Raw genomic sequence first — 24,721 nt, 5'->3', positions numbered from 1 at the left:
CCCGTCCGGTGCCGACGAGACGGACACCACGTCGAAACTAAACCGACCAGTCGGTACAGTTTTGCTCATGTACGCCGACACCACCACCCAGGGGCTCACGCCCCGCCGCCGCTGGGCGGCCCTCGCGGTGCTGTCGATCGCCGTCCTGGTCCTCGCGGTCGACAACACCGTCCTCTACCTCGCCGTGCCCTCGCTGACCGCGGACCTGTCGCCGACGGCGACCGAGATCCTGTGGATCGGCGACGTCTACTCCCTGGCCCTGGCCGGGCTGCTCGTCGTCATGGGGTCGCTGGCCGACCGGGTCGGCCGCAAGCGGCTGCTGCTGGTCGGCGCCGCCGCGTTCGGGGCGGCGTCGCTGTTCGCGGCGCTGTCCACCACCCCCGCGATGCTCATCGTGGCCCGGCTGCTGCTCGGCGTCGCCGGCGCGACGCTGATGCCCTCGACGCTGTCGCTGATCCGGACCGTGTTCACCGACCCGGCCGAGCGGGCCCGGGCCGTCGCGGCCTGGGCGGCCGCGGCCAGCGGCGGTGCCGCGGTCGGCCCGCTGGTCGGCGGCGCGCTGCTGGAGCACTTCTCCTGGGGCTCGGTGTTCCTGATCAACGTCCCGATCATGGTCGTGCTGATCGTGGCCGGGGTGTGGCTGCTGCCCGAGTCGCGCGACCCCGCACCGGGGCCGTTCGACCTGGTCTCGGCGCTGCTGTCGATGGCCGCGATCGTGCCGGTCGTGTGGGCGGTCAAGCACACCGTCACGGCCGGGATCGACGTCGCCGGCGTCGCCGCGCTGGCGACCGGGCTCGCGTTGGGCGCGCTGTTCGTCCGTCGCCAGCGGCGTCTGACCGTCCCGCTGATCGACGTGTCGCTGTTCGCCCGCCCGGCCTTCGCCGGCTCGGTGTTCGCCGGGTTCATGGCCGTGTTCGCCCTCATCGGGACGCTGTTCTTCTTCTCCCAGTACCTGCAGCTCGTGCGCGGGTTCTCACCGCTGCAGGCCGGTCTCGGGGAGCTGCCGACCACGCTGTCGGCGGTCGCCGTCGTCGCCGTCGTGGGGCGGTTCTCCCGCGCGCTGGGGCTCGGCCGGGCGATCGCGGTGAGCCTCGGGCTGGTCACCGGGGGGCTGGTGGCCGTCGCGGTCGCCGAGGGCTTCACCAGCTACCTGTGGCTGGCGCTGGCCCTGGTCCCGCTGGGGCTCGGCGTCGGCCTGACCCAGACGCTGACCACCGACGCGGTCGTGTCGTCGGTGCCGCCGCGCAAGGCGGGAGCGGCGTCGGCCATCTCCGAGACGGCGCTGGAGCTGGGGGTCGCGATGGGCGTCGCCGTCCTCGGGTCGGTGGTGTCGCTGATCTACCGCGACCGCCTCACGCTGCCCGCCGGGCTGGACCCGGCCGCACGGGCCGCGGTGACCGACTCGCTCGCCGCGGGAACGAACGCCCTCGACCCGGCCTCGCCGGTGCTCGACGGTGCCCGCGCCTCGTTCACCGTCGCCATGCAGACGACCTCGCTGATCGCCGCGGCGGTCACCCTGGCCGCGGCGATCGTCGCCTGGCGGACCATCCCGGCGACGGCCGGGACGGTCCCGGAGGACGCGCCGTCGCGTCCGGTCGCCCACCGGGGCGGAGCGCGCCGGGGGTGACGGGCGGAGCGGGTCAGTTCCCGCCCGCGCCGCCCCCGCCGGGGCCGCCTCCGCCGGGGCCGCCCGGGGTCGCCGCGACGGTGGCCTGCGGCAGCAGGACCTGCTGGCCGTCGTCCAGGCCGGAGCGGACCTCGGTGAACTGGTCACCGACCAGGCCGGGGACGAACTGCCGGGTCACCGGGGCGCCGTCGTCGCCGGGCACGTCGACGACCGAGCGCCCGCCCTCCTGCCGGACGGCGGTGTTGGGCACCCGCAGCACCCCGTTGCGGGCCTCGGTGCGCACGTCGGCCTGCGCGGTCTGGCCGTCGCGCAGCTGGGGGTCGGTGCGGTTCAGCACGACGGTCGCGTAGTAGCTCACGACGCCGGAGAGCTGCGTCGCGGTCGGGGCGACGGCCACCACGGTCGCGGGCAGGCTCACCCCGGGCAGTGCGTCGACGGTGACGTCGACCGTCTGGTTCGGCGCGACCCGGGCCGCGTCGCTCTCCTCGAACGGGACGACCAGCTGGTAGGTCTGCAGGTCGTTGAGGGTGATGAACGGGGCCCCGCCGGCCGCGGACGCGCCGCCCCCGGTGGCCCCCGCGGCGCCCGATGCCGCCGACGCCGACCCGACGGCCTGCGGGATCCGGGCGTCGGAGCCGGGGGCGAGCGCGGTCGTGGAGCTCGCGGCGGGCACGACGTCGCCGACCGCGCCGTTGATCGCGGACACGGTGCCGGCGACCGGGGCGCGCAGCAGCGTGTCGTCCAGGCCGCGCTGGGCGTCGGCGAGGGTGTTGCGGGCGTCGGCGACCACGGCGTCCTGCACCGCGACGTCGGCCGGCGCGTCGTTGTTCGCCCCGGTGAGCTGGGATCGGGCGTCGGCGACCGCGCTCTCGGCGTTCGCGATCGAGACCCGGCCGGAGGCGGCCCCGGTGTCGCGGGTGCCCTCGGCCTGCGCCAGCGCCGTCTGGGAGGCGATGACCTGGCCCTTCGCCGTCGTCACGGCCTGCTCGTCGGCGGCGACGGCGGTGCAGGCCGGGTCGGTCGTGGCCGCGCCGAGTCCGGACCCGCCCGACGTGCCGGACCCGCCGGACAGGCCGCCGAGCAGGCCGCCGCCGGAGGACGCGGAGTCGGGCTCCGGGGTGGCCGGGGCCGGGGTGGCGGTCGCGGTGCTGCCACCGGAGCGCTTGCAGGCCCGCCGGTCGGTCTCCAGCTTCTCCTGCGCCGCGGCGAGCTGCTTGCGGTCGAAGGCCAGCTGGACCTTCGCCCGCTCGACGGCGGTGTCGTTCGCGGCGTTCTGCGCACCGACCTGGTCGCGGGTCGCGGCGAGCACCGACTCGGCCGAGCCCAGCGAGGTCTGTGCGGCCTCGACGGTGTTCGCGCCGGTCAGCTTGCCCAGCGACGCCTGCTGCTGGTCCAGGGCGGCCTGCGCGGCGACGACCTTCGACCGGGCCTCGGCGTCGTCCAGCCTGGCCAGCGGCTGCCCCGCCGCGACGGTCTCGCCGACCTCGACCAGCAGCTCGGTGATCCGGCCGCCCTCGGTGAACCCGAGGTTCTGCTGGGTGATCGACACCAGCGAGCCCGACGCCGACACCCCGGTGGAGACCACACCCCGGTCGACGACGGCCGTCGGCGGCGGTTGCTCCCCGCCGCTGCAGGCCGTGAGGCCGACGAGTCCGGCGAGCAGCAGGCTGCCCGCGAGCCGCAGTCGGGTCATGAAGTGCTCCTCAGCTGCTGTCACTGGTGCCGCAGTGCGTCGATGGGCCGCATCCGTGCGGCCCGGTTGGCGGGGAAACCGCCGGCGAGCAGCCCGATCAGCAGGCTGACCCCGAAGGCGAGCACCACCGATCCGGCCGACACCGTCGGGGCGGGGAAGTCGGGCACGAGGCGGGGCAGGACGATCCCGGCCAGCGCGGACACGCCGACGCCGAGCAGGATCCCGATGACCCCGCCGATGCCGGTCAGGACCATCGCCTCGATGAGGAACTGCTGCAGGATCGCGCGGCGGCGTGCGCCGATGGCCTTGCGGATGCCGATCTCGCGGGTCCGCTCGGTCACCGTGACCAGCATGATGTTGGCGACGCCGATGCTCCCGACCAGCAGCGAGATGCCCGCGACCGCCGCGACGAAGATCGTCACGAAGCTCAGGACCTGTGAGGACTGGTCGAGCAGGCTCTGCAGCGCGGTGACGGTGTAGTCGCGGTCCTGCGGGTCGTCGATGCGGTGCCGTTCGTCGAGGATCGTGGTGACCTGCTCGACCGCCTGCGGCACCGCGTCGGTGGACACCGCCCGCACGGTGATCTGGTCGACGTCGTCGCCGCCGCCGGTCAGGTAGGCCCGCGCGGCACCCAGCGGCATGACCGCGACGTCGTCCTGCTGCCCGTTGGCCGCGAGCACGCCGATCACCCGGAACGAGGTGCGACCGATCCGCACCTCCGAGCCGAGCGCCTCGCCGGCGCGGCCGCCGAACAACGTGGCCACCGGGTTGGGGCCGAGCACCACGACCTTCGCCCGGGTCGTGGCCTGCCGGTCGTCGAAGAACGACCCGACGACGAGCTCCCGGTTGGCGATGTCGAGATAGTCGGCGTCGGCGCCGGTCACGCCGCTGCGGACGCTCCCGCCGCCGGCCAGCTGCAGCTGCGCCGAGCCGGTCACCGACGGGCTGACCGAGGCGACCGCCGGGGCGGAGGCCCGGTCGCGCAGGGCGCGGACGTCGGCGTCGGTGAGGTCGCGCGGGGTGCCGGTGCCGCTGATGCCGCCGCGGTCCGGGGTGATCTGGATCTGGTTGGCGAGCGGCCCGAACGCGTCGGCGACGAAGCGCTGCAGCCCGTTGCCGAACGCGACCAGCACGATCACCGCGGCGACCCCGATGATGATCCCGAGCATCGTCAGCAGCGACCGCAGCGGCCCGGCCCGCAGGCCCCGTACCGCGATCCGCGCGGACTCCCAGATCGTCATCGGCGCTCGTCACTCACGATCCGGCCGTCGCGCAGGGTCACGACCCTCTTGGCGAACTCGGCGACCTCGGGTTCGTGGGTGATCAGCACGACCGTGCGGCCGGACTCGTTGAGCTCCACGAACAGGTTCATCACGTCGGTGGTCGAGGTGGTGTCGAGGTTCCCGGTCGGCTCGTCGGCCAGGATCATCGACGGGTCGGTGACCAGTGCGCGGGCCACCGCGACGCGCTGCTGCTGGCCGCCGGAGAGCTCGTTGGGCCGGTGGTCGCCGCGGTCGGCGAGCCCGACCCGCTCCAGCGCGCGCCGCGCCCGGCCCCGGCGGTCGCGCCCGCCGGCGTAGACCAGCGGCAGCTCCACGTTGGCCAGCGCGGTGGTGCGCGGCAGCAGGTTGAACGACTGGAAGACGAAGCCGATCTTCTGCAGCCGGATGTCGGCGAGCCGGTTGTCCGACATCCGGCCGACGTCGATGCCGTCGAGCCGGTAGCTGCCGGAGCTCGGCACGTCGAGGCAGCCGAGGATGTTCATCATCGTGGACTTGCCCGAGCCGGAGGGGCCCATGATCGCGACGAGGTCGCCGTCGTCGACGCGCAGGTCCACGGAGTCGAGTGCGCGCAGCTCGAGGGCTCCGGTCCGGTAGACCTTGGAGACCCCCTCGAGTTCGATCACGATTCCGGAGATTACGCACGCCGGCATTCCGGGAATTCGTCGGGTCGACTCCGGGAATGGTGGGCAAAAATGCGTCGCCACTCGATCGAGTGAATCACATCACAGGGCCGTCACCTGCGGTTGGTTGATCAGTTTACGCGGAATCGTCGCCATTCCAGGGAGGCGACAGGGTGATCGCCCCCGACGGGGGCGCGATGAATTCGTGACCATCTCGTGACCGATCCCGCCGCGAATGCGGCCGGCCCTGTCCCAGGGCCCCGGCAAAGTCGTGATGGGTGGGTCCTGAGCTGCGGTGATGTGGGGGGTGGGGGTGGGTGCGGACACAGGCTTGGCGTGATCATGAGGGTGTCGAATCCTTGCTCACGTCAGGAAGCCTGTGTCCGCAGTGTCAGTGTCTCCGATCGTTGCTGCTCTGGAAGGCCTGGAGGTCGGTCCTGACGCGGGGAGAGCCGCGCCGGTCGGTGAGGCGGCGGGGTTGTCGCTGGTGGAGGCCCTGTCGCGAGTGCCGGACCCGCGGAAACCACGCGGTGTCCGCCACGGTGTCCTCGCGGTGTTGCTACTGGGGGCGTGCGCGGTGTTGGCGGGGGCCCGGTCGTTCACCGCGATCGCCGAGTACGCCCATGACGTCGGCCGCGCCGTGCTGGACGTGCTCGGGGTGGGCGCGGTCGCTCCGCACGAGTCGACCATCCGCCGGGTCCTGCAGCGGGTCGACGCCTCGGCGCTGGAGGCGGCGTTGCAGTCCTGGGTGTTGCCCCAGCTCAGCGCCCAGCCGGCGGCGGAGGGCACACCCCGGCGAGAACAGCGTCGCGTGCTGGCCTTGGACGGCAAGACCCTGCGCGGCGCCCGCGTCCGTGCCGCCGACGGCAGGGTCTGGCTCCCGCATCTGGTGTCGGTGCTCGACCAGACCAGCGGTGGCGTGCTCGGCCAGGTTCAGGTCGCAGAGAAGGGCAGCGAGATCACCGCGTTCACCGCGCTGCTCGACCCCCTCGACCTCGACGATGTACTGGTCACCGCGGACGCTCTGCACACCCAGCGAGCCCACGCCGACTACCTACACCGCCGCGGCGGGCACTACCTGATGACGATCAAAGCGAACCAGCCCACGCTGCTGGCACGGGTACGGGCGCTGCCCTGGACCCAGATCGGCGTCGCTGATCGTCAACGCGGGCGTGGGCACGGCCGCGTCGAGACCCGCACGATCAGCGTGGTCAGCCTGCACCCCTGTCCCGACCTGGGCGCAGAGTTCTTCCCCCACGCATCCCAGGCGATCAAGCTGGTGCGCCGGCGTCGCCCACTGCGGCCTGGCGGGAAGTGGAGAACCGAGACCGCCTACGCGATCACCAGCCTGACCAGCACCGACGCCGATCCAGGACTGCTCGCCCGCTGGATCCGTGGGCACTGGTCGATCGAGAATCGCCTGCACTGGGTCCGTGATGTCTGCTTCGACGAAGACCGCGCCACCGCCCACACCGGTCACGCCCCGCAGGTCATGTCGGCGTTGCGGAACCTCGCGATCACCGCGCTACGCCTGCACGGCGTCAGCAACATCGCCGCAGCACTCCGCCACCACGCCCGCGACCCCCATCGACCACTGACCACCTACAAGATCATCTAGCGACTTTGCCGGGGCCCTGGGCCCTGTCCGGCTACGGTGCCGTGGACCGAAGCCGGGAGGCCGCATGAGCGAGAGCCGACACCTGCTGGAGGGGCTCGCCGGCCCGACCGTCGCGCTGGAGGCGGTGACCCGGGCGACCCACGAGTTCACCGGGAGACAGGCCCGGCGGGCGGGGCTGCACCCGACCGACCTGTGGGCGCTGCGGCTGCTCGACGTGCACGGCTCGCTCGGGCCGACCGAGCTGGCCCGGCGGCTCGACCTGCGGCCGGCCTCGACCACCGCGCTGATCGACCGGCTCGAGGCGGCAGGTCACCTGGAGCGGGTGCCCGACCCGCACGACCGCCGCCGCGTCACCGTGCGCTCGCGGGAGGAGTCCTTCCGTGCGCGGCTCGCGCAGTGGGAGCCGGCCGTCCGGGCCCTCGACGACGTCGCTCGCCGCCTCTCCGACGACGAGGGCGCGGTCGTCGAGCGCTACCTGCGCGAGGTCGTCGCGACGCTCGACGAGCTCGGCGCCGGGTAGTCCGGGAGGCCGAACGTGTCGACCGCGCCGGTCGGCGTGGCCCCGAGCATTCCGGTGACCCGTTTCCCGGCCGGGCTCGCGACGGCCCGGAACGCGGTGCGCAGCGTCCGGATCCCGGCCCGGGTCCGCGGGTTGGCCAGCCTCAGCGGCGGGAGCTTCTGCGCCCGATCGGTCGCGGGCCGCAGCAGCTCCTCGTAGCGGCGCAGTGCGCCTGCGGTGTCGCCGGGGCGGGAGGCCAGCTCCCCGGCCAGCACGTAGGCGCCGATCAGTGCCAGGCTCGTGCCCCCGCCGCCCAGTGGCGACGGGCAGTGCGCGGCGTCGCCGAGCAGCACCACCCGTCCCGAGCTCCAGCGCGGGGCCATGACCTGACCGACGGCGTCGAAGTACATCGGGGCCCCGTCCGGCCCGTCGCCGAGCTCGCGCAGGATCCGCGGGGCGACCCAGCCCGCGTCGGCGAAGGTCCGGCGGAGGACGGTGCGGACGTCGGCGTCGCCGAGGGTCTCCAGGCCGCGCACCCCGGACAGGAAGGTCAGCATGGCGCGGGTGGTGCCCAGGTTGTCCGGGCGCAGGTGCACCCCGCGCGAGCCGGTCCCGTGGAACCAGTTCCACCAGGCGTCGTCGTCGGTGGTGCGGGGGATCGTCAGGTAGGCGCCGTACATACCGGTCTCGCGGACCGTGACGTCGTCGAAGACCAGGTCGCGGGTGCGCGACCGCAGCCCCTCGGCGACCACGACGAGGTCGGCGGTGACGGTGGTGCCGTCGTCGAGGGTGACCCGGGCCGGGCCGTCGGCGGTGCCCCGGTCCTCGACGCCGGTGATCCGGGTGCCGAACCGGAACGTCGTGGACGCCGGCGCGGCCTCGATCAGCACCCGGGCCAGCTCCCCGCGCAGGATCTCCAGCTCGGCGGTCGGCCCGTCGGTCGGCCCGGTCGGGTCCATCGGGATCTCCGCGACGGCCCGCCCGTCGTCGCCGATCACGCGGAAGCCGACCTCCCGGGTGCCCGCGGCTCGCACCGCGTCCTCCAGTCCCATCCGGCGCAGGATCTCGCGTGCGGCGCCGCGGACGTCGACGTTGTGCCCCTCGTCGCGCCGTCGCGGCGTGCGCTCCAGGACGGTGGTGCGCCAGCCGTACGCGGTCAGGCGCAGGGCGAGCGCGGAGCCGGCGATGCCGGCGCCGGAGATGAGTGCGTGCCGGGAGGAGGTCATGGTAGTTAGATGACCGAACTACCCGGTCGGCTAAACCTGCGCGACGACCTCGTCTCCCGAGATGGAGCAGAACGCTGTGCCGGATACGATGCGGAACAGCGTTCCGGGCGGCAGGGGAGTCTGTGGTGGGTGTGCAGCGGGAACCGGTGCGGTCCGACGCCCGGCGCAGTCGCGCCGCCCTGCTCGAGGCCGCCGCGGCCGAGTTCGTGACCTCGGGCGTCGATGCGCCGGTCCGGGCGATCGCCGCCCGCGCGGGGGTCGGTGTGGGGACGGTCTACCGGCACTTCCCGACCCGGCCCGACCTGGTGGTCGCCGTCTATCGGCACCAGGTCGAGAGCTGTGTCGCGGCCGCCCGGACCTGCCTGGACGCCGGCCCGACGCCGTTCGACGCGCTCGTGGCGTGGGTCGGGGAGTTCGTCGACCTGGTCGTCACCAAGCACGGGCTGGTCGCGATGCTCGTCCACGACGACGGCCGTTCCGCCGCCCTGCACGAGCTGTTCGTGGAGCGGCTGCTGCCGGCGGCGGAGGAGATCGTCCGGGCGGCTCGGGATGCCGGGCAGCTGCCGTCCGACGTCACCACCTACGAGGTGCTGCGCGGGATCGGCAACCTGTGCTTCGGTGCCGACGCCGACCCTGCCGACGCCGGCCCTGCCTACGACCCCCGGCGCGCCGTCGGCTTCTTCCTCGCCGGTCTTCGGGTTGCCTAACCGGAACATCGTTCCTCTATAGTAGCGGAGGAGGCTCCGTTTCGGCGTCTCCACTCCGTCTCCCGAGGGAGCGCACCATCGTGGACTCCACGATCTCCCTCACCGTCGACGGCCGTCGCCACGAGCTGACGGTCGACACCCGCACCACGGTCCTCGACGCGCTGCGTGACCGGCTCGGCGTGACCAGCGCCAAGAAGGGCTGCGACCACGGCCAGTGCGGTGCGTGCACCGTCCTGATGGCCGGGCCCGGCGAGCAGGGGCCGGGCCGCCGCGTGCTGTCCTGCCTCTCGCTCGCCGTCGCCCACGACGACGCCGCGGTCACCACCGCCGACGGCCTCGGCGACGGCCTCGGTGACGGCCTCGGTGACGGCACGGACCTGCACCCGCTCGCCGAGGCCTTCGTGACCCACGACGCCTACCAGTGCGGCTACTGCACCCCCGGCCAGATCTGCTCGGCCGTCGGGATGCTGGACGAGGCCCGCGCCGGGCACCCCAGCGCGGTCACCTCCGACCTGTCCGCCGACGGGCCAGCCGTGCTGGACCGTGCCGAGATCGCCGAGCGCCTGTCCGGGAACCTGTGCCGCTGCGCGGCCTACTCCGGCATCGTCAGCGCCGTCAGCGCCGTCAGCGCCGTGGGCACCGGAGCGGGGGCGTCGCGGTGAAGCCGTTCGCCTACACCCGCCCCGGCGACGCCGCGGCCGCCGTCGCGACCGTCGCCGCCGACCCGTCCGCCGTCTACCTGGCCGGGGGCACCAACCTCGTCGACCACCTCAAGCTGGGCGTGGCCGGCCCGGGCACGCTCGTCGACGTCACCGGGCTGCTGTCCACCGCGATCACCCCGACCGCCGACGGCGGCCTCTCCATCGGCGCGGGCGCCCGCAACACCGACGTCGCCGTGGACCCGCGGGTCCGGCGCGACTACCCGGCGCTGTCCGCGGCGCTGCTCGCCGGGGCCTCGGGGCAGCTGCGCAACATGGCGACGACCGGCGGGAACCTGCTGCAGCGCACCCGCTGCTCCTACTTCGCCGACCTCACCGCGCCCTGCACGAAGCGCGACCCGGGGCAGGGCTGCTCCGCGCAGCAGGGCTGGGCCCGCCACCACGCGATCCTCGGCGCGCCCGAGGGCGGCTGCATCGCGACCCACCCGTCGGACATGGCGGTCGCCCTGGCCGCGTTCGACGCCAGGGTGCACGTCCTCGGCCCGGACGGGGAGCGCACCGTCGCCGCGACCGAGCTGCACCGGCTGCCCGGCGACGACCCGTCCCGCGACACCGTGCTGGAGCACGGGGAGCTGATCACCTCGGTCGAGCTGCCCGCACTGCCGGTCGCCGCGCGCTCGGCCTACCGCAAGGTCCGCGACCGCGCCTCCTACGCGTTCGCGCTGGTGTCGGTGGCCGCGGCCCTCGACGTCGCCGACGACGGCACCGTCCGCGACGTGCGGATCGCCCTCGGCGGGGTCGCGCACCGGCCGTGGCGGGCGCACCGCGCCGAGCAGGCGCTGCTCGGCGGGCCCGCCACCGACGAGGCGTTCCGGGCCGCCGCGGCGGCCGAGACCGCCGACGCCCGTGCGGTGGACACCGCCGTCGGCGGCAACGCCTTCAAGATCCCGCTGGTGGCCGGCACGGTCACCGCCACCCTGCGCGGCCTCGCCGCGCACCGGACGGAGGCCGCATGACCAGCACCGTCACCCCCGGCACCGCGGGCACCGCGCACACCCGGATCGAGGGCCCCGCCAAGGTCACCGGCAACGCCGTCTACGCCTACGAGCAGGACACCGTCGCGCCGCTGCACCTGTGCGGTGTCGGCGCGACGATCGCCCGTGGCCGGGTCCGCGCGGTCGACACCGCCGCCGCGGCCGCGGTCCCCGGGGTGGTCGCCGTGCTCACCGCGGACACCGCGCCGCGGCTCGACGACGGCGCGAGCACCGAGCAGGCCGTCCTGCAGACCCGCGCCGTGCACCACCGCGGCCAGTACGTCGCCGCGGTGCTCGCCGAGACCGCCGAGGCGGCCCGGGAGGCCGCCGGCGCCGTCGTCGTCACCTACGACGCCGAGGACGCCGTCACCGCGTTCGACCCCGACTCGTCGCAGGCCTACACCCCCGAGGTGGTGGTCGCGTTCCCGCCGGACACCCGCACCGGCGACCCGGAGACGGCGTTCGCGCAGGCCCCGGTACGGATCGACGCCACCTACCGCACACCGATCGAGTACCACCACCCGATGGAGCCGCACTCGACCGTGGCCCGCTGGGACGGCAGGCACCTCACCCTGTTCGAGGCCTCGCAGTCGGTCTGGGACGCCCGGCGCCAGGTCGCGGCGTTGTTCGGGATCGGCGACGACGACGTCACCGTCGTCTCGCCGCACGTCGGCGGCGGGTTCGGGACCAAGGGCGCGCTGCACGCGGGCTCGGTGCTGGCCGTGCTCGCGGCGCGGGCCGTCCCCGGCCGGTCGGTGAAGCTGTCGCTCACCCGGCGCGAGATGACCGACACCACCGGCTACCGGCCGGCGACCGTGCAGCGGGTCCGGCTCGGCGCGGGGACCGACGGTCGGTTGCACGCGCTGGCCCACGACGTCGTCGAGGGCGGGGCACGGATGGCCGAGTACGGCGAGCCGACCGCGGTGATGAGCCGGCACCTGTACGCGGCGCCGCACCGGGCGACCTCGCACCGGGTGGTGCCGTTGGACCTGTCGACGCCGACGTACATGCGCGCTCCCGGCGAGGCACCCGGCAGCTTCGGTGCGGAGTCCGCGGTCGACGAGCTCGCCGTCGCGCTCGGGATCGACCCGGTCGAGCTGCGGATCCGCAACGAGCCCGACGTCGACCCCGACACCGGCAGGCCCTTCTCCAGCCGGAACCTCGTGGCCTGCCTGCGGCGGGGCGCCGACCGGTTCGGCTGGGCGGACCGCGACCCGCGGCCGCGCACCCGGCTCGTCGACGGCTGGTGGCACGGCACCGGTGTCGCCGCGGCGTTCTTCCCGACGTTCGCGATGCCCGGCTCCGCCGCTGCGATCCGGTACTCAGCCGACGGGGACCCCGGTACCGGAGCGCCGGGCCGCTACCGGGTGGACATCGCCGCGTCCGACATCGGCCAGGGCGCCCGCACGGTGCTCACTCAGATCGCGGCCGAGGCGCTCGGGGTGCCGCCCGCGCAGGTGGACCTGAACCTGGGCGACACCGGCCTGCCGCACGCGACCATGGCCGGGGGCTCCGCAGGCACCGCGTCCTGGGCGACGGCGATCGTCGAGGCCGCCGACCGGTTCCGCGACAAGTGGGGCACCGACCCCGAGGACGGGGCGGAGGCCGACGGCGTCGCCGGGCACAACCCGGCGATGGCCGAGTACGCGATGGGCGCGCACGGAGCGCACTTCGTCGAGGTCGCGGTGCACGCCGACACCGGCGAGATCCGGGTGCCGCGGATGCTGGGGGTGTTCGCCGCGGGACGCATCCTCAACCCGCTGACCGCCCGCTCGCAGTTCCTCGGCGGGATGGTGTGGGGGCTGTCGATGGCGCTGCACGAGGAGGGCGTCGTCGACCCGGCCCGCGGGCACGTCGTCAACCACGACCTCGCCGGCTACCACGTGGCGGCGAACGCCGATGTCGGCGACATCGACGCCGAGTGGGTCGACGAGCACGACCCGCTCGTCAACCCGGTGGGTGCCAAGGGCATCGGCGAGATCGGGATCGTCGGGGTGGCCGCGGCCGTCGCGAACGCCGCCCACCACGCCACCGGCGTGCGGGTCCGGTCGCTGCCGATCACGCTGGAGCACTTCCTGGCGGTCTGAGCGCGAGGGCCAGGACCCGCTGCGCCCGTTCGGCGAGTCGCTGCGGGTCCTGCGCCGCCGTCGCCGCCCGGAGCGCGTCGGCGTCGAGACCGTCGGGCACACCGAGGGTGAACCAGCGCTCCAGCAGGTCCACGGTCATCTCGGGGTGGAACTGCACGCCCACGCTGCGGCCGGCCAGGAACGCCTCGTGTCCGGCCCCGCTGGTCGCGAGCAGCTCCGCCCCGGGCGGCGCGACGAGCTGCTCGGCGTTCCAGCAGAACCACGGTCCGGCCGGGAGGCGGCCGTCGACCGGGTCGACCGGGTGCCATCCGATCCTGGCGGCCGGCAGCGTCGTCCGGCCGCCGCCGAGGGCCTCGGCGAGGAGCTGGGCACCGAAGCAGACCGCGAGGACGGGCACGCCGGCGTCGTGCGCGGCACGCAGGAAGTCGACCTCGCGGGCCGCCCACCCGGCGATCCGCTCCCGCGGCCACGGCGCGCCGAGGGTGACCACCAGGTCGGCCCCGGTGGGGTCGGGGAACCGGGTGTCGACGTCCGGGGTGTCGTACCGGGCCGCTCGCACGACCGTCGTCCACTCCGGACGGACGCCGTGTCGTTCCAGGGCCGGGCCGAGCAGACCGAGCCCGGCGACGTGGTCGTGGCCGATCACGATGGCGCGCACCGGCCCACCCTGCCACCGGCCGGGTTTGTGCCGCACGGCCGCGGGTAGTCCTCGTCCGGCCCGCGCCCGTGTGCGCACGGCGCCACCCCGGACTCCACCGCGTTCCCTGCGGCCGACGGGTGGTCAGGGCCCCTCGCGGTCGAACAGCCGGCCCCGCTTCCCACACCACCTGCACGACCGACGGAGCCGTCGTTGATCCCGCACCACCCGAACTCCCCGGCCTCTCTGTTCACCGAGGGATTGCGCCACCGCATGCGACTGGCCTGGCGGGCCGGCGCCGCGGCCGGCGCGGCCTGGTACCTCGCCACCCTCGTCCCCGGTGTGCTCGGCCAGTACCCCTACTACGCGCCGCTCGGAGCCCTGCTCGTCTGCTACCCGACCGTCTTCGACTCGCTGCGCCAGAGCCTGTACGCGGTGCTCGCCTCCGGCATCGGTGTCGGTCTCGGCGCCACCGCACTGCACCTGGGCGGGGCCCGGTGGTGGGCGGTGGCCGTCGCCGTCCTGGCCGGGATCGCGGCGGGCGCGGTGCCCGTGCTGGCCGCGGCGCGGGACCTGATCCCCACGGCGGCGCTGTTCACCATCCTCATCGGGGCCGCCGACCCGTCCGGGTTCATGGCCGGCTACCTCGGCCAGACCCTGCTCGGTGTGCTGGTCGGGATCGCGGTCACCCTGGCCCTGCCACCCCCGCCGCAGAACGCCCGCGCGCACCGTGTCGTGACGCGGCTGCGCGACGGCATCGCCGACCACCTGCAGGAGATGGCGGAGGTCCTGGCCGAACGGTGGCCGCCCGAGCGCGAGGAGTGGACACGCCACCGCCACGACTTCGAGCCGCTGATCGACGCGACGCGGGAGGCGGTCCGCTCCGCCGACGCGGGCCGGCGCGCCAACCTGCGGGCACGCGCCTACCGGGCCCGCGGACAGCAGCTCTACGAGGCCGCGCAGACCCTGGAACAGCTCGCGGTGCTCGTCCGCGACATCAGCACGGTCCTGGCCCAGACGGCGTGGGCCGAGCGCACCGTCCTCGTCCTCGACCCGGAGCTGCGCACCCGGTCGCGGAGGCGATGGCGGACCTGGCCACCGCGATCCGGTCGGCGGAGCTGGCACACCTGACCCGCGGACCCGCCCGCTCCGGGCTCGACGGGCACCGCCGCCACCTGGCCGCCGCCCGCGAGGCGCTGGACCGCGTCACCGACCGGCTCGACTCCCAGCGCGCGGGCTGGGAGGACAGCCTCGCCGCGTCGGGGATCGTGCTGCACCTGCGGCGGTGCCTGGACCACCTGCACGCCGGCCCGGCCGACCGCAGCCCGGATCTGCATCCGGCCGGCCGATGACGTGTGGGCGGCCGCCGACCGGGTACGCCAGGACCATGCCGGCACTCGTACCCGGGGCGTACGCCGGCCCAGGTCCTGTCGGTTGAGATCCTGCAGCCGGCGGGGCCGCCCCCCGGACACCGAGGAGCGGCAGATGACGGCACGGCGGTCGCCCTGGACCGACGAGCTGTCACAGCGGCCCTCCGGGGAGTTCCGTGCCGACGCCGACGCCGCCCGCGCCCCCGAGGAGCTGGCCGGCGTCATGGCCGGGCTGTCCCGGCACTTCTACCGTGCCCAGGACGCCACCGACGCCTGCGAGCGTGTGATCGAGGCCTGCACCGGCCTCGTGGAGGGCTGCACCCACGCGACGCTCACCCTCACCACGGGTGGCCGGATCGTCACCCCGGCGAGCACCGGCCCGTCCGCGCAGATCCTCGACGACCTGCAGCGTGAGCTGGGGGAGGGTCCGTGCCTGCAGGCGATCCGCGCCGACCGCAACGTCGTGTCGGCGGATCTGGAGCACGACCCGCGCTGGCCCCGCTTCGGCCCGGCCGCCGCGCGCCGGGGGACCGGCTCGGTGGTGGCGTCGCGGCTGTTCACCGACGACCGCACCACCGGCGCCCTGAACGTCTTCGGCGCCGCTGGCGCGTTCGACACCGCCGCGCAGGACCGGATCGCGGTGCTGGCCGCGCACGCCGCCGTCGCCATCGACGCCGCACGCACGCGGGAGAACCTGCACGAGGCCGTCCGGAGCAGGCAGGTGATCGGCGAGGCGATCGGCATCCTGCGGGAGCGCTACGGGATCACCTCGGAGCAGGCCTTCGACCGGCTCACCCGTGCCTCGCAGCACCTCAACATCAAGCTCCGCTCGATCGCCGAGCACCTGGCCCGCGACCCCGCGGCCGGCGGGGTCACACCGCCAGCGGACGGAACCGGCGCAGCCGCAGACTGTTGAGCACCACGCACACCGAGCTGAACGCCATCGCCGCACCCGCGATCATCGGGTTGAGCAGCCCGAACGCGGCCAGCGGGATCGCGGCCGTGTTGTAGGCGAACGCCCAGAACAGGTTGCCCCGGATCGTGCCCAGCGTGCGCCGGGACAGCCGGACGGCGTCGGCCGCGGCCCGCAGGTCGCCCCGGACCAGGGTGATGTCCGACGCCTCGATCGCCACGTCGGTGCCGGTGCCCATGGCCAGGCCCAGGTCGGCCCGGGCCAGCGCGGCCGCGTCGTTCACCCCGTCGCCGACCATCGCGACGACCCGGCCCTGCTCCTGCAGCCGCGTCACCACGGCGAGCTTGTCCGCTGGCAGCACGTCGGCGACGACGGTCTCCGGGCCGGGCTCGATGCCGACCTCACGGGCGACGGTCTCGGCGACGGCCCGGTTGTCCCCGGTGAGCAGCACCGGGCGCAGCCCGAGCCTGCGGAACTCCGCGATCGCCTCCGCCGGCGTCGGCTTCACGGTGTCGGCGACGACGAGCACGGCGCGGGCGGCCCCGTCCCAGGCGACGGCGACCGTCGTGCGGCCCCGCGCGGCCTCGTCCGCGGCGACCGCGGCGAGGTCGTCGGACAGCGGGACCGACCACTGCTCGAGCAGCCGCGGGCGGCCGACGAGCACGGCGTGACCGTCGACGACGCCCTGCACGCCGAGACCCTCGTGGTTGGTGAAGTCGGTGACGGCGGGCAGGTCACCGACCCGCTCGGTGGCGGCCCCGGCGATCGCGGCGGCCACCGGGTGCTCCGAGGCGCGCTCCAGCGCACCGGCGAGGCGCAGCACGGTCGCCTCGTCGGTGTCGTCGGCGGTGTGCACACCGGTCAGCGCCATGGTGCCGGTGGTGACGGTGCCGGTCTTGTCGAGCACGACGGTGTCGACCCGGCGCGTCGACTCCAGGATCTCCGGGCCCTTGATCAGGATGCCGGTCTGGGCGCCGCGGCCGGTGCCGACGAGCAGCGCGGTCGGTGTGGCCAGCCCGAGCGCGCACGGGCAGGCGATGATCAGCACGGCGACGGCCGCGGTGAACGCGGTCGAGGCCGGGGCGCCGGTGAGGATCCAGGCCAGCAGCGTCGCGGCGGCGATCACGGCGACGACCGGCACGAACACCGCGGAGATCCGGTCGGCGAGGCGCTGCACCTCGGCCTTGCCGTTCTGCGCCTCCTCGACCAGCCGCGCCATCTGCGCGAGCGCGGTGTCCGAACCGACCCGGGTGGCCCGCACGACGAGCCGCCCGCCGGAGTTCACGCACCCGCCGACGACGGTGTCACCGGCCCGGACCTCGACCGGCACCGACTCGCCGGTGAGCATCGAGACGTCGACCGCCGACCGGCCGTCGACGACCTCGCCGTCGGTGGCGACCTTCTCCCCGGGGCGTACGACGAACTCCTCGCCCACCGTGAGCTCGTCGACGGAGACGCGCACCTCGGCGCCGTCGCGGAGCACCGTCACGTCCTTCGCGCCCATCTGCAGCAGCGCGCGCAGCGCGGCGCCGGCCCGGCGGCGGGAGCGGAGCTCGACGTAGCGACCGGCCAGCACGAAGGTGACGACCGCGGCGACGACCTCCAGGTAGATGTTCCCGCTGCCGTCGGTGCGCGAGATCGTCAGCTCGAAGGGGTGCACCATGCCGGGCATCCCGGCGGTGCCGAGGAACAGCGCGTAGAGCGACCAGGCGAGCGCGGCCGTCGTCCCCATCGAGACGAGGGTGTCCATCGTGGCGGCGCCGTGACGCAGGTTCGTCCAGGCGGCCCGGTGGAACGGCGCCCCGGCCCAGCCCCACGCCGGCAGGGTGAGCAGCAGCGAGACCCACTGCCAGCCGACGAACTGCCACGCGGGCGTCATCGCGAGGACGACGACCGGCACCGACAGCACGACGGCGCCGATCAGCCGGTTCCGCAGGTCACGCAGGTCGCGCTCGGGGTCCGGGTCGGGCTCGGCGCTCGGCGGGGTGGCGGTGTAGCCGGCCGCCTCGACGGTCCCGAGCAGGGTGTCGAGCCCGACGCCGCCGGGGGCACTGATCCGCGCCTTCTCGGTGGCGTAGTTGACGGTGGCGGTGACGCCGTCGAGCTTGTTGAGCTTGCGCTCGATGCGGTTCGCGCAGGACGCGCAGGTCATGCCGCCGACGGCGAGCTCGATCTCGGTGACGGTGCCGGCTGTGCTGCCCGGGCCGGCTGTGCTGTCTGCGCTGGCTGGGCCGCTCTCGGCGACGGTCCCGGTCGCGGCTGCGCGGGGCAGGGCGGTGACGGGTCCGTGGGCCGGGGACGTGTCGCTCATGGTCGGTCCTCCGGGGCGACCCGGCGCGGGTGGCGGTCGCGACCCGCGCCGGGTGGGTGGTCGGGTGGGGTGCTCAGACGAGCTGGTAGCCCGCCTCGCGCACGGCGTCGCGGACGGCCTCGGTGGAGACCTCGTCGTCGCTGGTGACGGTGACGGCGCCGGTCGGCAGGTCGACGGCCACGTCGGTGACGCCGGCGATCTCGCTGATCTCCTCGGTGACCGAGGCGACGCAGTGCTGGCAGGTCATGCCGGTGACGGTGTAGCTGGCGGTGCTCATCGTGCGCTCTCCTGTGCGGGGTTCGGCGCCATCGGGGTCCGGCGCCATCGGGGTCAGGATCGGACCAGCCGGGCGATCGCCGCGCTGGCCTCCTGGATCTTCTCCTCGGCGACGGGGCCGCCCTCGGCGGCGGCGTCGGCGACGCAGTGCTTCAGGTGCTCGTCGAGCAGGCCCAGCGCGACGGCCTCCAGGGCCTTGTTGACCGCGGCGACCTGGGTCAGCACGTCGATGCAGTACTTGTCCGACTCGATCATCTTCGTGATGCCGCGGACCTGGCCCTCGATCCGGCGCATCCGCTTGACGTGCGCGTCCTTGGTGTCGGCGTAGCCGGGCATCGCGTCCTCCTCGGGGTCCACCACGACCATACCCCTAGGGGGTAGTGGTATCCACCCCGCCGGTACGGTCGGGGTGTGACGGACCGGACCCGGCTGCTCGTGCTCGTGCTGCCGGTGCTGCTCGGGCTGCTGGGGATGCACGCGCTCGCGGCGCCGTCCGCGCACTCCGGTGTCCACGACCGTCCCGCGGTCGCCGCGCACCTCGCCCCGCACCCTGCCTCGCACTCCGCACTGCACTCGGCACTGCACTCGGCACTGCACTCGGCACTGCACTCGGCACTGCACTCGGCACTGCACTCGGCACTGCACTCGGCACTGCACTCGGCACTGCACTCGGCACTGCACGATGGACCGGCCCGTGCCGCCGCGGTACCGGCGCACCCCGTCCCGGACGGCGCGTCGGCGGGGGGCATGCGTCCCGGTCCCCACGGGTCGTCGCACAACGGGGCCGCGCACCTGCTGCACCTGTGCCTGGCCGTGCTCGTGGCCGGGGTCGTCCTGGCCGCGGCCGTGCTGCTGTCCGGGTGGACGCCGCTGCCGTCGTCGCGGGGGCCGGTCGGCCCGGGGCGCCCGCGGACCGGACCGACCGGCCGCCCGCCCCCGGTCCCACGGCGGCTCGCGCTGCTCTGCGTGTCGCGGACGTGACCGGCCTCCGGCGCGGGAGAGCGCCGGAGCCGCCGAGCACCCACGACACGGGAGTACCGACACATGACACGCACGAACGTGGCGCTCGCCGCCACGGCACTGACCGCTGCCCTCGTCCTGACCGGCTGTGCCGGCGGAGCCGCGTCCGCACCGCCGGCCGCGTCGTCGAGCAGCGCCGACGTCACCTTCGCCCAGGGCATGATCCCGCACCACGAGCAGGCGATCGCGATGGCACGGCTCGCCGACGGCCGCGCCGGGGCCCGCGTGGGCGCCCTCGCCGACCGGATCGAGGCCGCCCAGGGCCCGGAGATCGGGCAGCTCCAGGGGTTCCTGGCCGACTGGGGCGCCGCGCCCGCCGCGGACCCCCACGCCGGTCACGGTGACATGGCCGGGATGACCGGGATGATGTCCGACGAGCAGATGGCCGGGCTGGAACGCGCGTCCGGCGCCGCGTTCGACCGGTCGTTCCTCGAGATGATGATCGCCCACCACGAGGGTGCGGTGACCATGGCCCGCGCCGAGCTCGACGCCGGGGTGGACCCGCGGGCACGGCAGCTGGCGCAGCGGATCGTCGACACGCAGCAGGCGGAGATCGCCGAGATGCGGGCGCTGCTGGGCTGAGCGGAGATCGTCACGACTGAGGGATCCGGTGCCGGGAACGGCACCGGACCGCTCGGTCGTGACGATCATCGTCGCGGCGTCAGCTGAACGAGATGTGCACGTGGTCCATGTGGTTCGCCGTCGCCCCACCCCGGTCCTCCTGGGCCGTCCAGCCGCTGCCGGTGTCGATGCGCTGCCGCCAGATGATGTAGGAGATCCCGAGCTCGTCCCGGTTCTGCTGGGCGTAGGCGGCGAGCCGGTCGCCCGTCGCCCGGTCGACCATGAAGTCCAGGGCCTTGCCGCTCGGGTGGTCGGAGGCGTTCCCGCGGCTGCCGATGCCCAGCACGGAGTCGACGCCGAACAGGCAGCGCAGCTTCTCCCCGGCCCTCGCCACGTTCGTGGCGACGCCCTCCATGCCCGCGGTGCCCAGGGCACACGTGGTGGAGCCGGTCGGGCCGCCGGCCGAGGGTGCGCCGGTCCCGGCGGAGGAGCGCGCGGAGTCGGCGGCGCGGGCGGCCGCCTCCCGTGCCTCGCGGGCGGCGGCCCGGGCGCGCTCGCGCGCCTCGTCGCGGGCGGTCACCGCGGAGCCGACCGCACCGTTCGCGGCGCCGACGATCGCGTCGACGTCGACCGGGGGCGGCGGCTCGGCCAGCGACCGCGCCGTCCCGGAGTGTGCCGACGGCGCCGCGGTGGCCGCGTCGGTCGGCGACGCGTCCGCGGCCGGGGAGCTGAACGCCTGCAGCGCGAGGTCGTCGACCCGGGGGAGCCCGCCGCCGGTCGCGGCGTGCGCGGCGACGAGTCCGCCGCCCGCGAGCGCGGAGGTGAGGACCTGCAGGGTGCGGGCCCGGCCCGCGCGGCGGTGCCTCCCGCCCCGCTCCGGGCCGACGTCACGGGTGACGACGGTCGTCGACGGCAACGGTCGGCTCGGGTCGGTCCGGCTCGGGGAGCGCCGGGCCGCCACGGAGCCGGGGATGTTCCTCGGCACGCAGGGCGTCCTTCCTCGTCGGAGACGGCTGCGCCCGGATGCCTGGGGAGCGGGGCGCGCGGGTCCTGCTGGGGATCAAGACCGTGACCGTTCCGTGATCGACCGTACGGATCGGGTTGCCGCCGCGGGGTCGGTCCGCGACCACCGGCCGTCGCGGTGCTGCGAGTGGCGGGCGGCTCCGCCGGAAGGATCAACGGTGATCCACCGGTTGCCGAGGCGGGTCAGGCGTCCTGGACGTCCCAGGTGCCCGCGGCGTAGTCGAGGGTGACCCGCAGCGCTCCGCCGTCCCCGTGGCTGCCGTCGCCGTGACTGACGTAGACGAGCCGGTCGTCGGTGGCCTCGGCCACCTCGGTCCGCGCGTCGTACAGCCAGGGATGGCGCCGGCGCAGCCCGATCAGCTCCTGGTGCACCGCGAGGACGTGCGGGTCGGCGCCGTCGGGGAAGGACCCGTCGGCGGGGAACTCGGGGCGGACCGCGTCGTCGCCGCCTGCCCGCTCCTCCTTGACCCCGGTGAGGCCGAGCTCGTCGCCGGCGTAGACCGAGGGGGTGCCGCCGACGGTGCACAGCACGGCCACGGCCAGCTCGATGTGGCGGCGGTCGTGCAGCTGCGACGCGAGCCGGGTGACGTCGTGGTTGCCGAGGAAGGTGTTCGGCACCGCGGCGGCGACGAACCGGTCGTGGCGCTGCAGCGCCCACGCCAGCTCGTGCGGGTTGCCGTCGTTGAGGCTCGACCAGACCGCCTTCCACAGCTCGTACTGGGTGAGCGCGTCGATCGTGGTGGCGGCGGTGACCGCGTCGTGCTCGCCGTGGATGACCTCGCCGAGGAACCAGGCGCCCGGGTGGCGTGCGCGGACGCGGGGGAGGACGTCGGCCCAGAAGTCGTCGGGGACGGTGTACGCGGCGTCGAGCCGCCACCCGTCGGCGCCGCGGTCGAGCCAGTGGCAGAGCACGTCCACGACGTGGTCGCGCACCGCGGGGTTGTCGTGGTCGAGGGTGTGCAGGCCGGGGTGGCCCTCGAAGACGGCGATCTCCCCGTCGTCGGTGTGCCGGAACCAGGCGTCGTCCGGCCCGCCGGGGTCGGCGCGGGCGGCGAGCAGCCTGGGGTGTTCGGGCCCGACGTGGTTGAAGACGCCGTCGAGCAGGATCCGCAGGCCGCGCCCCTTCGCCTCGGCGACAAGCGCGTCGAAGTCGGCGCCCGAGCCCAGGCGCGGGTCGATCCGCAGGTGATCGGTGGTGTCGTAGCCGTGGGTGGCCGAGGCGAACACCGGGCCGAGCAGCAGTCCGTTCGCCCCCAGCGCGACCGCGTGGTCGAGCCAGCCGATGATCCGCCGCAGCGAGTGGTCCGCCCCGTCGCCGCGGTCGGGGTGGGCCCCGGTGAACCCCAGCGGGTACACGTGCCACCAGATCGCGTGCCGTACCCAGTCCATCCGCGCGACCCTAGTCGTCGAACGGGTCCTCGGCCCGGTGCCCGTCGAGCCAGGCGAGGACGGCCTCGGTGTGCTCGCCGACGGCCGGGCCCGGGTCCATCCGTGCCCGCCGCCCGGCGACGGTGATCGGCGGCTGCAGCGCCCGCAGCGGCCCGACCGGGCTGTCGACCTCGGTCCACCGGTCCCGCGCGGCGAGCTGCGGGTGCTCCAGCACCTCGCCGACCTCCCGCTGCCGGGCGTGCGCGATCCGCGCCGCGACCAGCCGCGCGACGAGCTCGTCGCCGGTCAGGCCGGTCAGCACGGTGTCGATCTCGGCGTGCAGGGCGGGGCGGTTCTCCACCCGGGCCCGGCCACTGGAGAACCGCGGGTCGGTCGCGACCTCCGGGCGGCGCAGCACGACCTCGCAGAACGTCACCCACTCGCGTTCGTTCTGGATCGACAGGACGACGTCGGTGCCGTCCCCGGCGGAGAACGTGCCGTACGGGGCGATCGCGGCGTGGCTGGTGCCGGTCCTCCGTGGGGCGGTGCCGCCGTAGCCGGCGTAGTAGAGCGGGTAGCCCATCCACTCCACCAGCGAGTCGAACAGGCTGACCTCCAGGTCGGTGCCCAGCCCGGTGCGTTCCCGCTCGTAGAGCGCGGACAGGATGCCGGAGAACGCGTACATGCCGGCGCCGATGTCGGCGGCCGGGATGCCGCTCTTGGCGGGGGCGTCCTCGGTGCCGGTGATCGAGACGAGCCCGGCCTCGGACTGGATGAGCAGGTCGTAGGCCTTCGCGTCGCGGTACGGGCCGGAGCTGCCGTAGCCGGAGATCGAGCAGGTCACCAGCCGGGGGTACCGCTCGCGCAGGGCGGCGGCGCCGAGCCCGAGCCGCTCGGCGGCACCCGGGGCGAAGTTCTGCACGAACACGTCGGCCCGCTCCAGCAGCCGCAGCATCGTGGCGCGTCCGTCGTCGGACTTCAGGTCGAGGGTGACCGACTCCTTGGACCGGTTGAGCCACACGAAGTGGCTGGACATGCCGTGGACGGTCTCGTCGTAGTCGCGGGCGAAGTCGCCGGAGCCCTCGCGTTCGATCTTGATGACGCGGGCGCCGAGGTCGGCGAGGTGCCGGGTCGCCAGCGGCGCGGCGACGGCCTGCTCGCAGGAGACGACGAGCAGGCCCTCCAGGGGGAGCTGTGCGTCCGTGGCCATGACGGCTCCTCGGCGTCGAGACTATGCCTGGTCCCCCGGATCATGCACGACCCCGACCGACGACGCCCCGCCCGGCCGTCGTGGGCCCGGCCGGGGTCAGCCGGCGTCGCGGACGGCGGCGACGAAGTCGCGGATGCGCCCGTGGTCCTTCACCCCGCGGGCGGACTCGACGCCGCTGGAGACGTCGACGCCCCAGGGCCGCACCCGGCGCACCGCCTCGCCGACCGTGCCGGGGTCCAGACCGCCCGCGAGCAGCCAGCGCCCGTCCGGCTTCGGGTCGAGTGCCTCGGCGTCCCAGCGCTCGCCGGACCCGGCGACGGGGGAGTCGAGCAGCAGGACCTCCTCGCCGTGCAGACCGACGGTGAGGTCCGGGTCGTCCGCCAGCGAGGTGGCCCGCCACAGGGTGACCGGGTGCCGCCCGGGGCGACGGCGAAGTCCCCGGCGGTGTAGCGGCCGTGCAGCTGCAGCACGTCGGCGCCGGGCGTCGGCGGTCACCGCGGCGGCCTCGCCCGCGGGCAGGTCGGCGACCACGACCACCGACCGCACCCCGTCCGGCACCCGCGCGACGAGTGCGGCCAGCCCGGCCGGGTCGACGTGGCGGGGGCTCGGCGGGTACACGACGAACCGACCGCGTCCGGCGGCCCGCGCGCCGGCGGCCACGGCCGCGTCGACGTCGGCCGGGTGGGACAACCCGCACACCTTCACGAACACGGGGTCGACCCTACGTGGCGCGGCCGCGCCGCCCGGCGCGCCGGGAAGGAGGCCGGCAGATCGGCTACAGGTCCAGCACGAGCCGCGGGGACCGCGAGCGGGACACGCAGACCATCATCACCTCGCCCGCGGCGCGCTCGTCGTCGGAGAGCAGCGAGTCGCGATGGTCGGGCTCGCCGCCCAGCACCCCGGTCTCGCAGGTGCCGCAGGTCCCCTCCCGGCACGAGGACAGCATCGTGATCCCGGCGCCTCGAGCGCGTCGAGGATC

25 protein-coding genes are annotated in these 24,721 nt (G+C 74.8%); 12 read left to right on the top strand and 13 right to left on the bottom strand.

Translation table 11 applies throughout. The features are described 5' to 3' along the window. The first annotated feature begins 67 nt into the window (after positions 1-67). Entirely contained in the window at positions 68-1,627 is a 1,560-nt protein-coding gene (locus tag KPL57_RS56030; protein WP_226358341.1) for an MFS transporter, read from the top strand. Between the two features lie 13 nt (positions 1,628-1,640). On the opposite strand, the gene KPL57_RS56025 is transcribed toward KPL57_RS56030, so the two are convergent. Genes KPL57_RS56025 through KPL57_RS56015 form a run of 3 tightly spaced genes read right to left on the bottom strand, consistent with a single transcriptional unit; the run spans position 1,641 to position 5,253 of the window. Next, positions 1,641-3,320 carry an HlyD family efflux transporter periplasmic adaptor subunit gene (locus KPL57_RS56025; RefSeq protein WP_226358340.1) on the bottom strand — a complete coding sequence of 560 codons (1,680 nt, stop codon included), beginning with the start codon at positions 3,318-3,320 and terminating at the stop codon, positions 1,641-1,643. A 20-nt stretch (positions 3,321-3,340) separates the two neighbouring features. After that, positions 3,341-4,561: an ABC transporter permease gene (locus tag KPL57_RS56020; protein WP_226358339.1), complete on the bottom strand. Its 1,221-nt coding sequence runs from the start codon at positions 4,559-4,561 to the stop codon at positions 3,341-3,343. Next, positions 4,558-5,253 carry an ABC transporter ATP-binding protein gene (locus KPL57_RS56015; RefSeq protein ID WP_043276963.1) on the bottom strand — a complete coding sequence of 232 codons (696 nt, stop codon included), beginning with the start codon at positions 5,251-5,253 and terminating at the stop codon, positions 4,558-4,560. The genes KPL57_RS56020 and KPL57_RS56015 overlap by 4 nt, the downstream gene beginning before the upstream one ends. Before the next feature lie 364 nt (positions 5,254-5,617). On the opposite strand from KPL57_RS56015, the gene KPL57_RS56010 reads away from it, so the two are divergent. After that, complete coding sequence (locus KPL57_RS56010) at positions 5,618-6,841, top strand: ISAs1 family transposase (protein WP_226351754.1); 1,224 nt, start codon at positions 5,618-5,620, stop codon at positions 6,839-6,841. Positions 6,842-6,905: 64 nt separating this feature from the next. Further along, the gene (locus tag KPL57_RS56005) at positions 6,906-7,361 is read left to right on the top strand and encodes a MarR family winged helix-turn-helix transcriptional regulator (RefSeq protein WP_075311011.1); all 456 of its coding nucleotides are present in this window, start codon (positions 6,906-6,908) and stop codon (positions 7,359-7,361) included. On the opposite strand, the gene KPL57_RS56000 is transcribed toward KPL57_RS56005, so the two are convergent. Beyond that, positions 7,313-8,566: an FAD-dependent monooxygenase gene (locus tag KPL57_RS56000; protein WP_226358338.1), complete on the bottom strand. Its 1,254-nt coding sequence runs from the start codon at positions 8,564-8,566 to the stop codon at positions 7,313-7,315. The two genes, KPL57_RS56005 and KPL57_RS56000, sit on opposite strands and share 49 nt — an antisense overlap. Before the next feature lie 125 nt (positions 8,567-8,691). Here KPL57_RS56000 and KPL57_RS55995 point away from each other — a divergent pair, with 125 nt between their 5' ends. The 4 genes from KPL57_RS55995 to KPL57_RS55980 all read left to right on the top strand — a co-directional run bounded on the left by KPL57_RS55995 (position 8,692) and on the right by KPL57_RS55980 (position 13,053). Continuing rightward, positions 8,692-9,273: a TetR/AcrR family transcriptional regulator gene (locus KPL57_RS55995; protein WP_226358337.1), complete on the top strand. Its 582-nt coding sequence runs from the start codon at positions 8,692-8,694 to the stop codon at positions 9,271-9,273. 80 nt (positions 9,274-9,353) lie between these two features. Further along, a complete protein-coding gene (locus KPL57_RS55990; RefSeq protein WP_226358336.1) occupies positions 9,354-9,935 on the top strand; it encodes a 2Fe-2S iron-sulfur cluster-binding protein in 582 nt (193 codons plus the stop codon). Continuing rightward, positions 9,932-10,948, top strand: a complete 1,017-nt coding sequence (locus tag KPL57_RS55985) for a xanthine dehydrogenase family protein subunit M (RefSeq protein WP_226358335.1) — start codon at positions 9,932-9,934, stop codon at positions 10,946-10,948. Before KPL57_RS55990 ends, KPL57_RS55985 begins: the two co-directional genes overlap by 4 nt. After that, complete coding sequence (locus KPL57_RS55980; RefSeq protein ID WP_226358334.1) at positions 10,945-13,053, top strand: xanthine dehydrogenase family protein molybdopterin-binding subunit; 2,109 nt, start codon at positions 10,945-10,947, stop codon at positions 13,051-13,053. Before KPL57_RS55985 ends, KPL57_RS55980 begins: the two co-directional genes overlap by 4 nt. Here the strand turns inward: KPL57_RS55980 and KPL57_RS55975 are convergent. Next, the gene (locus tag KPL57_RS55975) at positions 13,025-13,711 is read right to left on the bottom strand and encodes a type 1 glutamine amidotransferase (RefSeq protein WP_226358333.1); all 687 of its coding nucleotides are present in this window, start codon (positions 13,709-13,711) and stop codon (positions 13,025-13,027) included. The genes KPL57_RS55980 and KPL57_RS55975 overlap by 29 nt on opposite strands. Positions 13,712-13,963: 252 nt before the next feature. Here KPL57_RS55975 and KPL57_RS55970 point away from each other — a divergent pair, with 252 nt between their 5' ends. The 3 genes from KPL57_RS55970 (at position 13,964) to KPL57_RS55960 (ending at position 15,976) form a co-directional block, all read left to right on the top strand. Further along, positions 13,964-14,821 (top strand): aromatic acid exporter family protein, encoded by an 858-nt coding sequence (locus KPL57_RS55970; RefSeq protein ID WP_226358332.1) that lies wholly within the window; start codon positions 13,964-13,966, stop codon positions 14,819-14,821. After that, on the top strand, positions 14,773-15,042 hold the full coding sequence (locus KPL57_RS55965; protein WP_226358331.1) for a hypothetical protein: 270 nt from the start codon (positions 14,773-14,775) through the stop codon (positions 15,040-15,042). Before KPL57_RS55970 ends, KPL57_RS55965 begins: the two co-directional genes overlap by 49 nt. Positions 15,043-15,175: 133 nt before the next feature. Further along, entirely contained in the window at positions 15,176-15,976 is an 801-nt protein-coding gene (locus KPL57_RS55960; RefSeq protein WP_226358330.1) for a GAF and ANTAR domain-containing protein, read from the top strand. Here the strand turns inward: KPL57_RS55960 and KPL57_RS55955 are convergent. The 3 genes from KPL57_RS55955 to KPL57_RS55945 all read right to left on the bottom strand — a co-directional run bounded on the left by KPL57_RS55955 (position 15,933) and on the right by KPL57_RS55945 (position 18,896). Next, positions 15,933-18,125 carry a cation-translocating P-type ATPase gene (locus KPL57_RS55955; protein WP_226358436.1) on the bottom strand — a complete coding sequence of 731 codons (2,193 nt, stop codon included), beginning with the start codon at positions 18,123-18,125 and terminating at the stop codon, positions 15,933-15,935. The genes KPL57_RS55960 and KPL57_RS55955 overlap by 44 nt on opposite strands. 232 nt (positions 18,126-18,357) lie before the next feature. Beyond that, positions 18,358-18,561, bottom strand: a complete 204-nt coding sequence (locus tag KPL57_RS55950) for a heavy-metal-associated domain-containing protein (RefSeq protein WP_020623949.1) — start codon at positions 18,559-18,561, stop codon at positions 18,358-18,360. Positions 18,562-18,614: 53 nt separating this feature from the next. Next, positions 18,615-18,896: a metal-sensitive transcriptional regulator gene (locus tag KPL57_RS55945; RefSeq protein ID WP_043278418.1), complete on the bottom strand. Its 282-nt coding sequence runs from the start codon at positions 18,894-18,896 to the stop codon at positions 18,615-18,617. 75 nt (positions 18,897-18,971) lie between these two features. On the opposite strand from KPL57_RS55945, the gene KPL57_RS55940 reads away from it, so the two are divergent. Beyond that, entirely contained in the window at positions 18,972-19,541 is a 570-nt protein-coding gene (locus KPL57_RS55940) for a hypothetical protein (protein WP_226358329.1), read from the top strand. Between the two features lie 63 nt (positions 19,542-19,604). Then, entirely contained in the window at positions 19,605-20,162 is a 558-nt protein-coding gene (locus KPL57_RS55935; protein WP_226358328.1) for a DUF305 domain-containing protein, read from the top strand. A 79-nt stretch (positions 20,163-20,241) separates the two neighbouring features. Here the strand turns inward: KPL57_RS55935 and KPL57_RS55930 are convergent, their stop codons facing one another. The 5 genes from KPL57_RS55930 to KPL57_RS55910 form a co-directional block, all read right to left on the bottom strand. Beyond that, positions 20,242-21,126 (bottom strand): hypothetical protein, encoded by an 885-nt coding sequence (locus KPL57_RS55930; RefSeq protein ID WP_226358327.1) that lies wholly within the window; start codon positions 21,124-21,126, stop codon positions 20,242-20,244. A 221-nt stretch (positions 21,127-21,347) separates the two neighbouring features. After that, positions 21,348-22,553 carry an alpha-amylase family glycosyl hydrolase gene (locus KPL57_RS55925; protein WP_226358326.1) on the bottom strand — a complete coding sequence of 402 codons (1,206 nt, stop codon included), beginning with the start codon at positions 22,551-22,553 and terminating at the stop codon, positions 21,348-21,350. Between the two features lie 10 nt (positions 22,554-22,563). Further along, positions 22,564-23,742 (bottom strand): CaiB/BaiF CoA-transferase family protein, encoded by a 1,179-nt coding sequence (locus KPL57_RS55920; protein ID WP_226358325.1) that lies wholly within the window; start codon positions 23,740-23,742, stop codon positions 22,564-22,566. 96 nt (positions 23,743-23,838) lie between these two features. Then, positions 23,839-24,453: a phosphoribosylanthranilate isomerase gene (locus tag KPL57_RS55915; RefSeq protein ID WP_226358324.1), complete on the bottom strand. Its 615-nt coding sequence runs from the start codon at positions 24,451-24,453 to the stop codon at positions 23,839-23,841. A gap of 64 nt (positions 24,454-24,517) precedes the next feature. After that, positions 24,518-24,721, bottom strand: a 204-nt coding sequence (locus KPL57_RS55910) for a 2Fe-2S iron-sulfur cluster binding domain-containing protein (RefSeq protein WP_226358323.1), incomplete at its 5' end; no start/stop codon positions are given.

This window comes from Pseudonocardia sp. ICBG601 (genome assembly GCF_020496245.1).
Note: the sequence above shows the minus strand (reverse complement) of the source record. Positions and strands in the feature narration are given on the sequence as shown.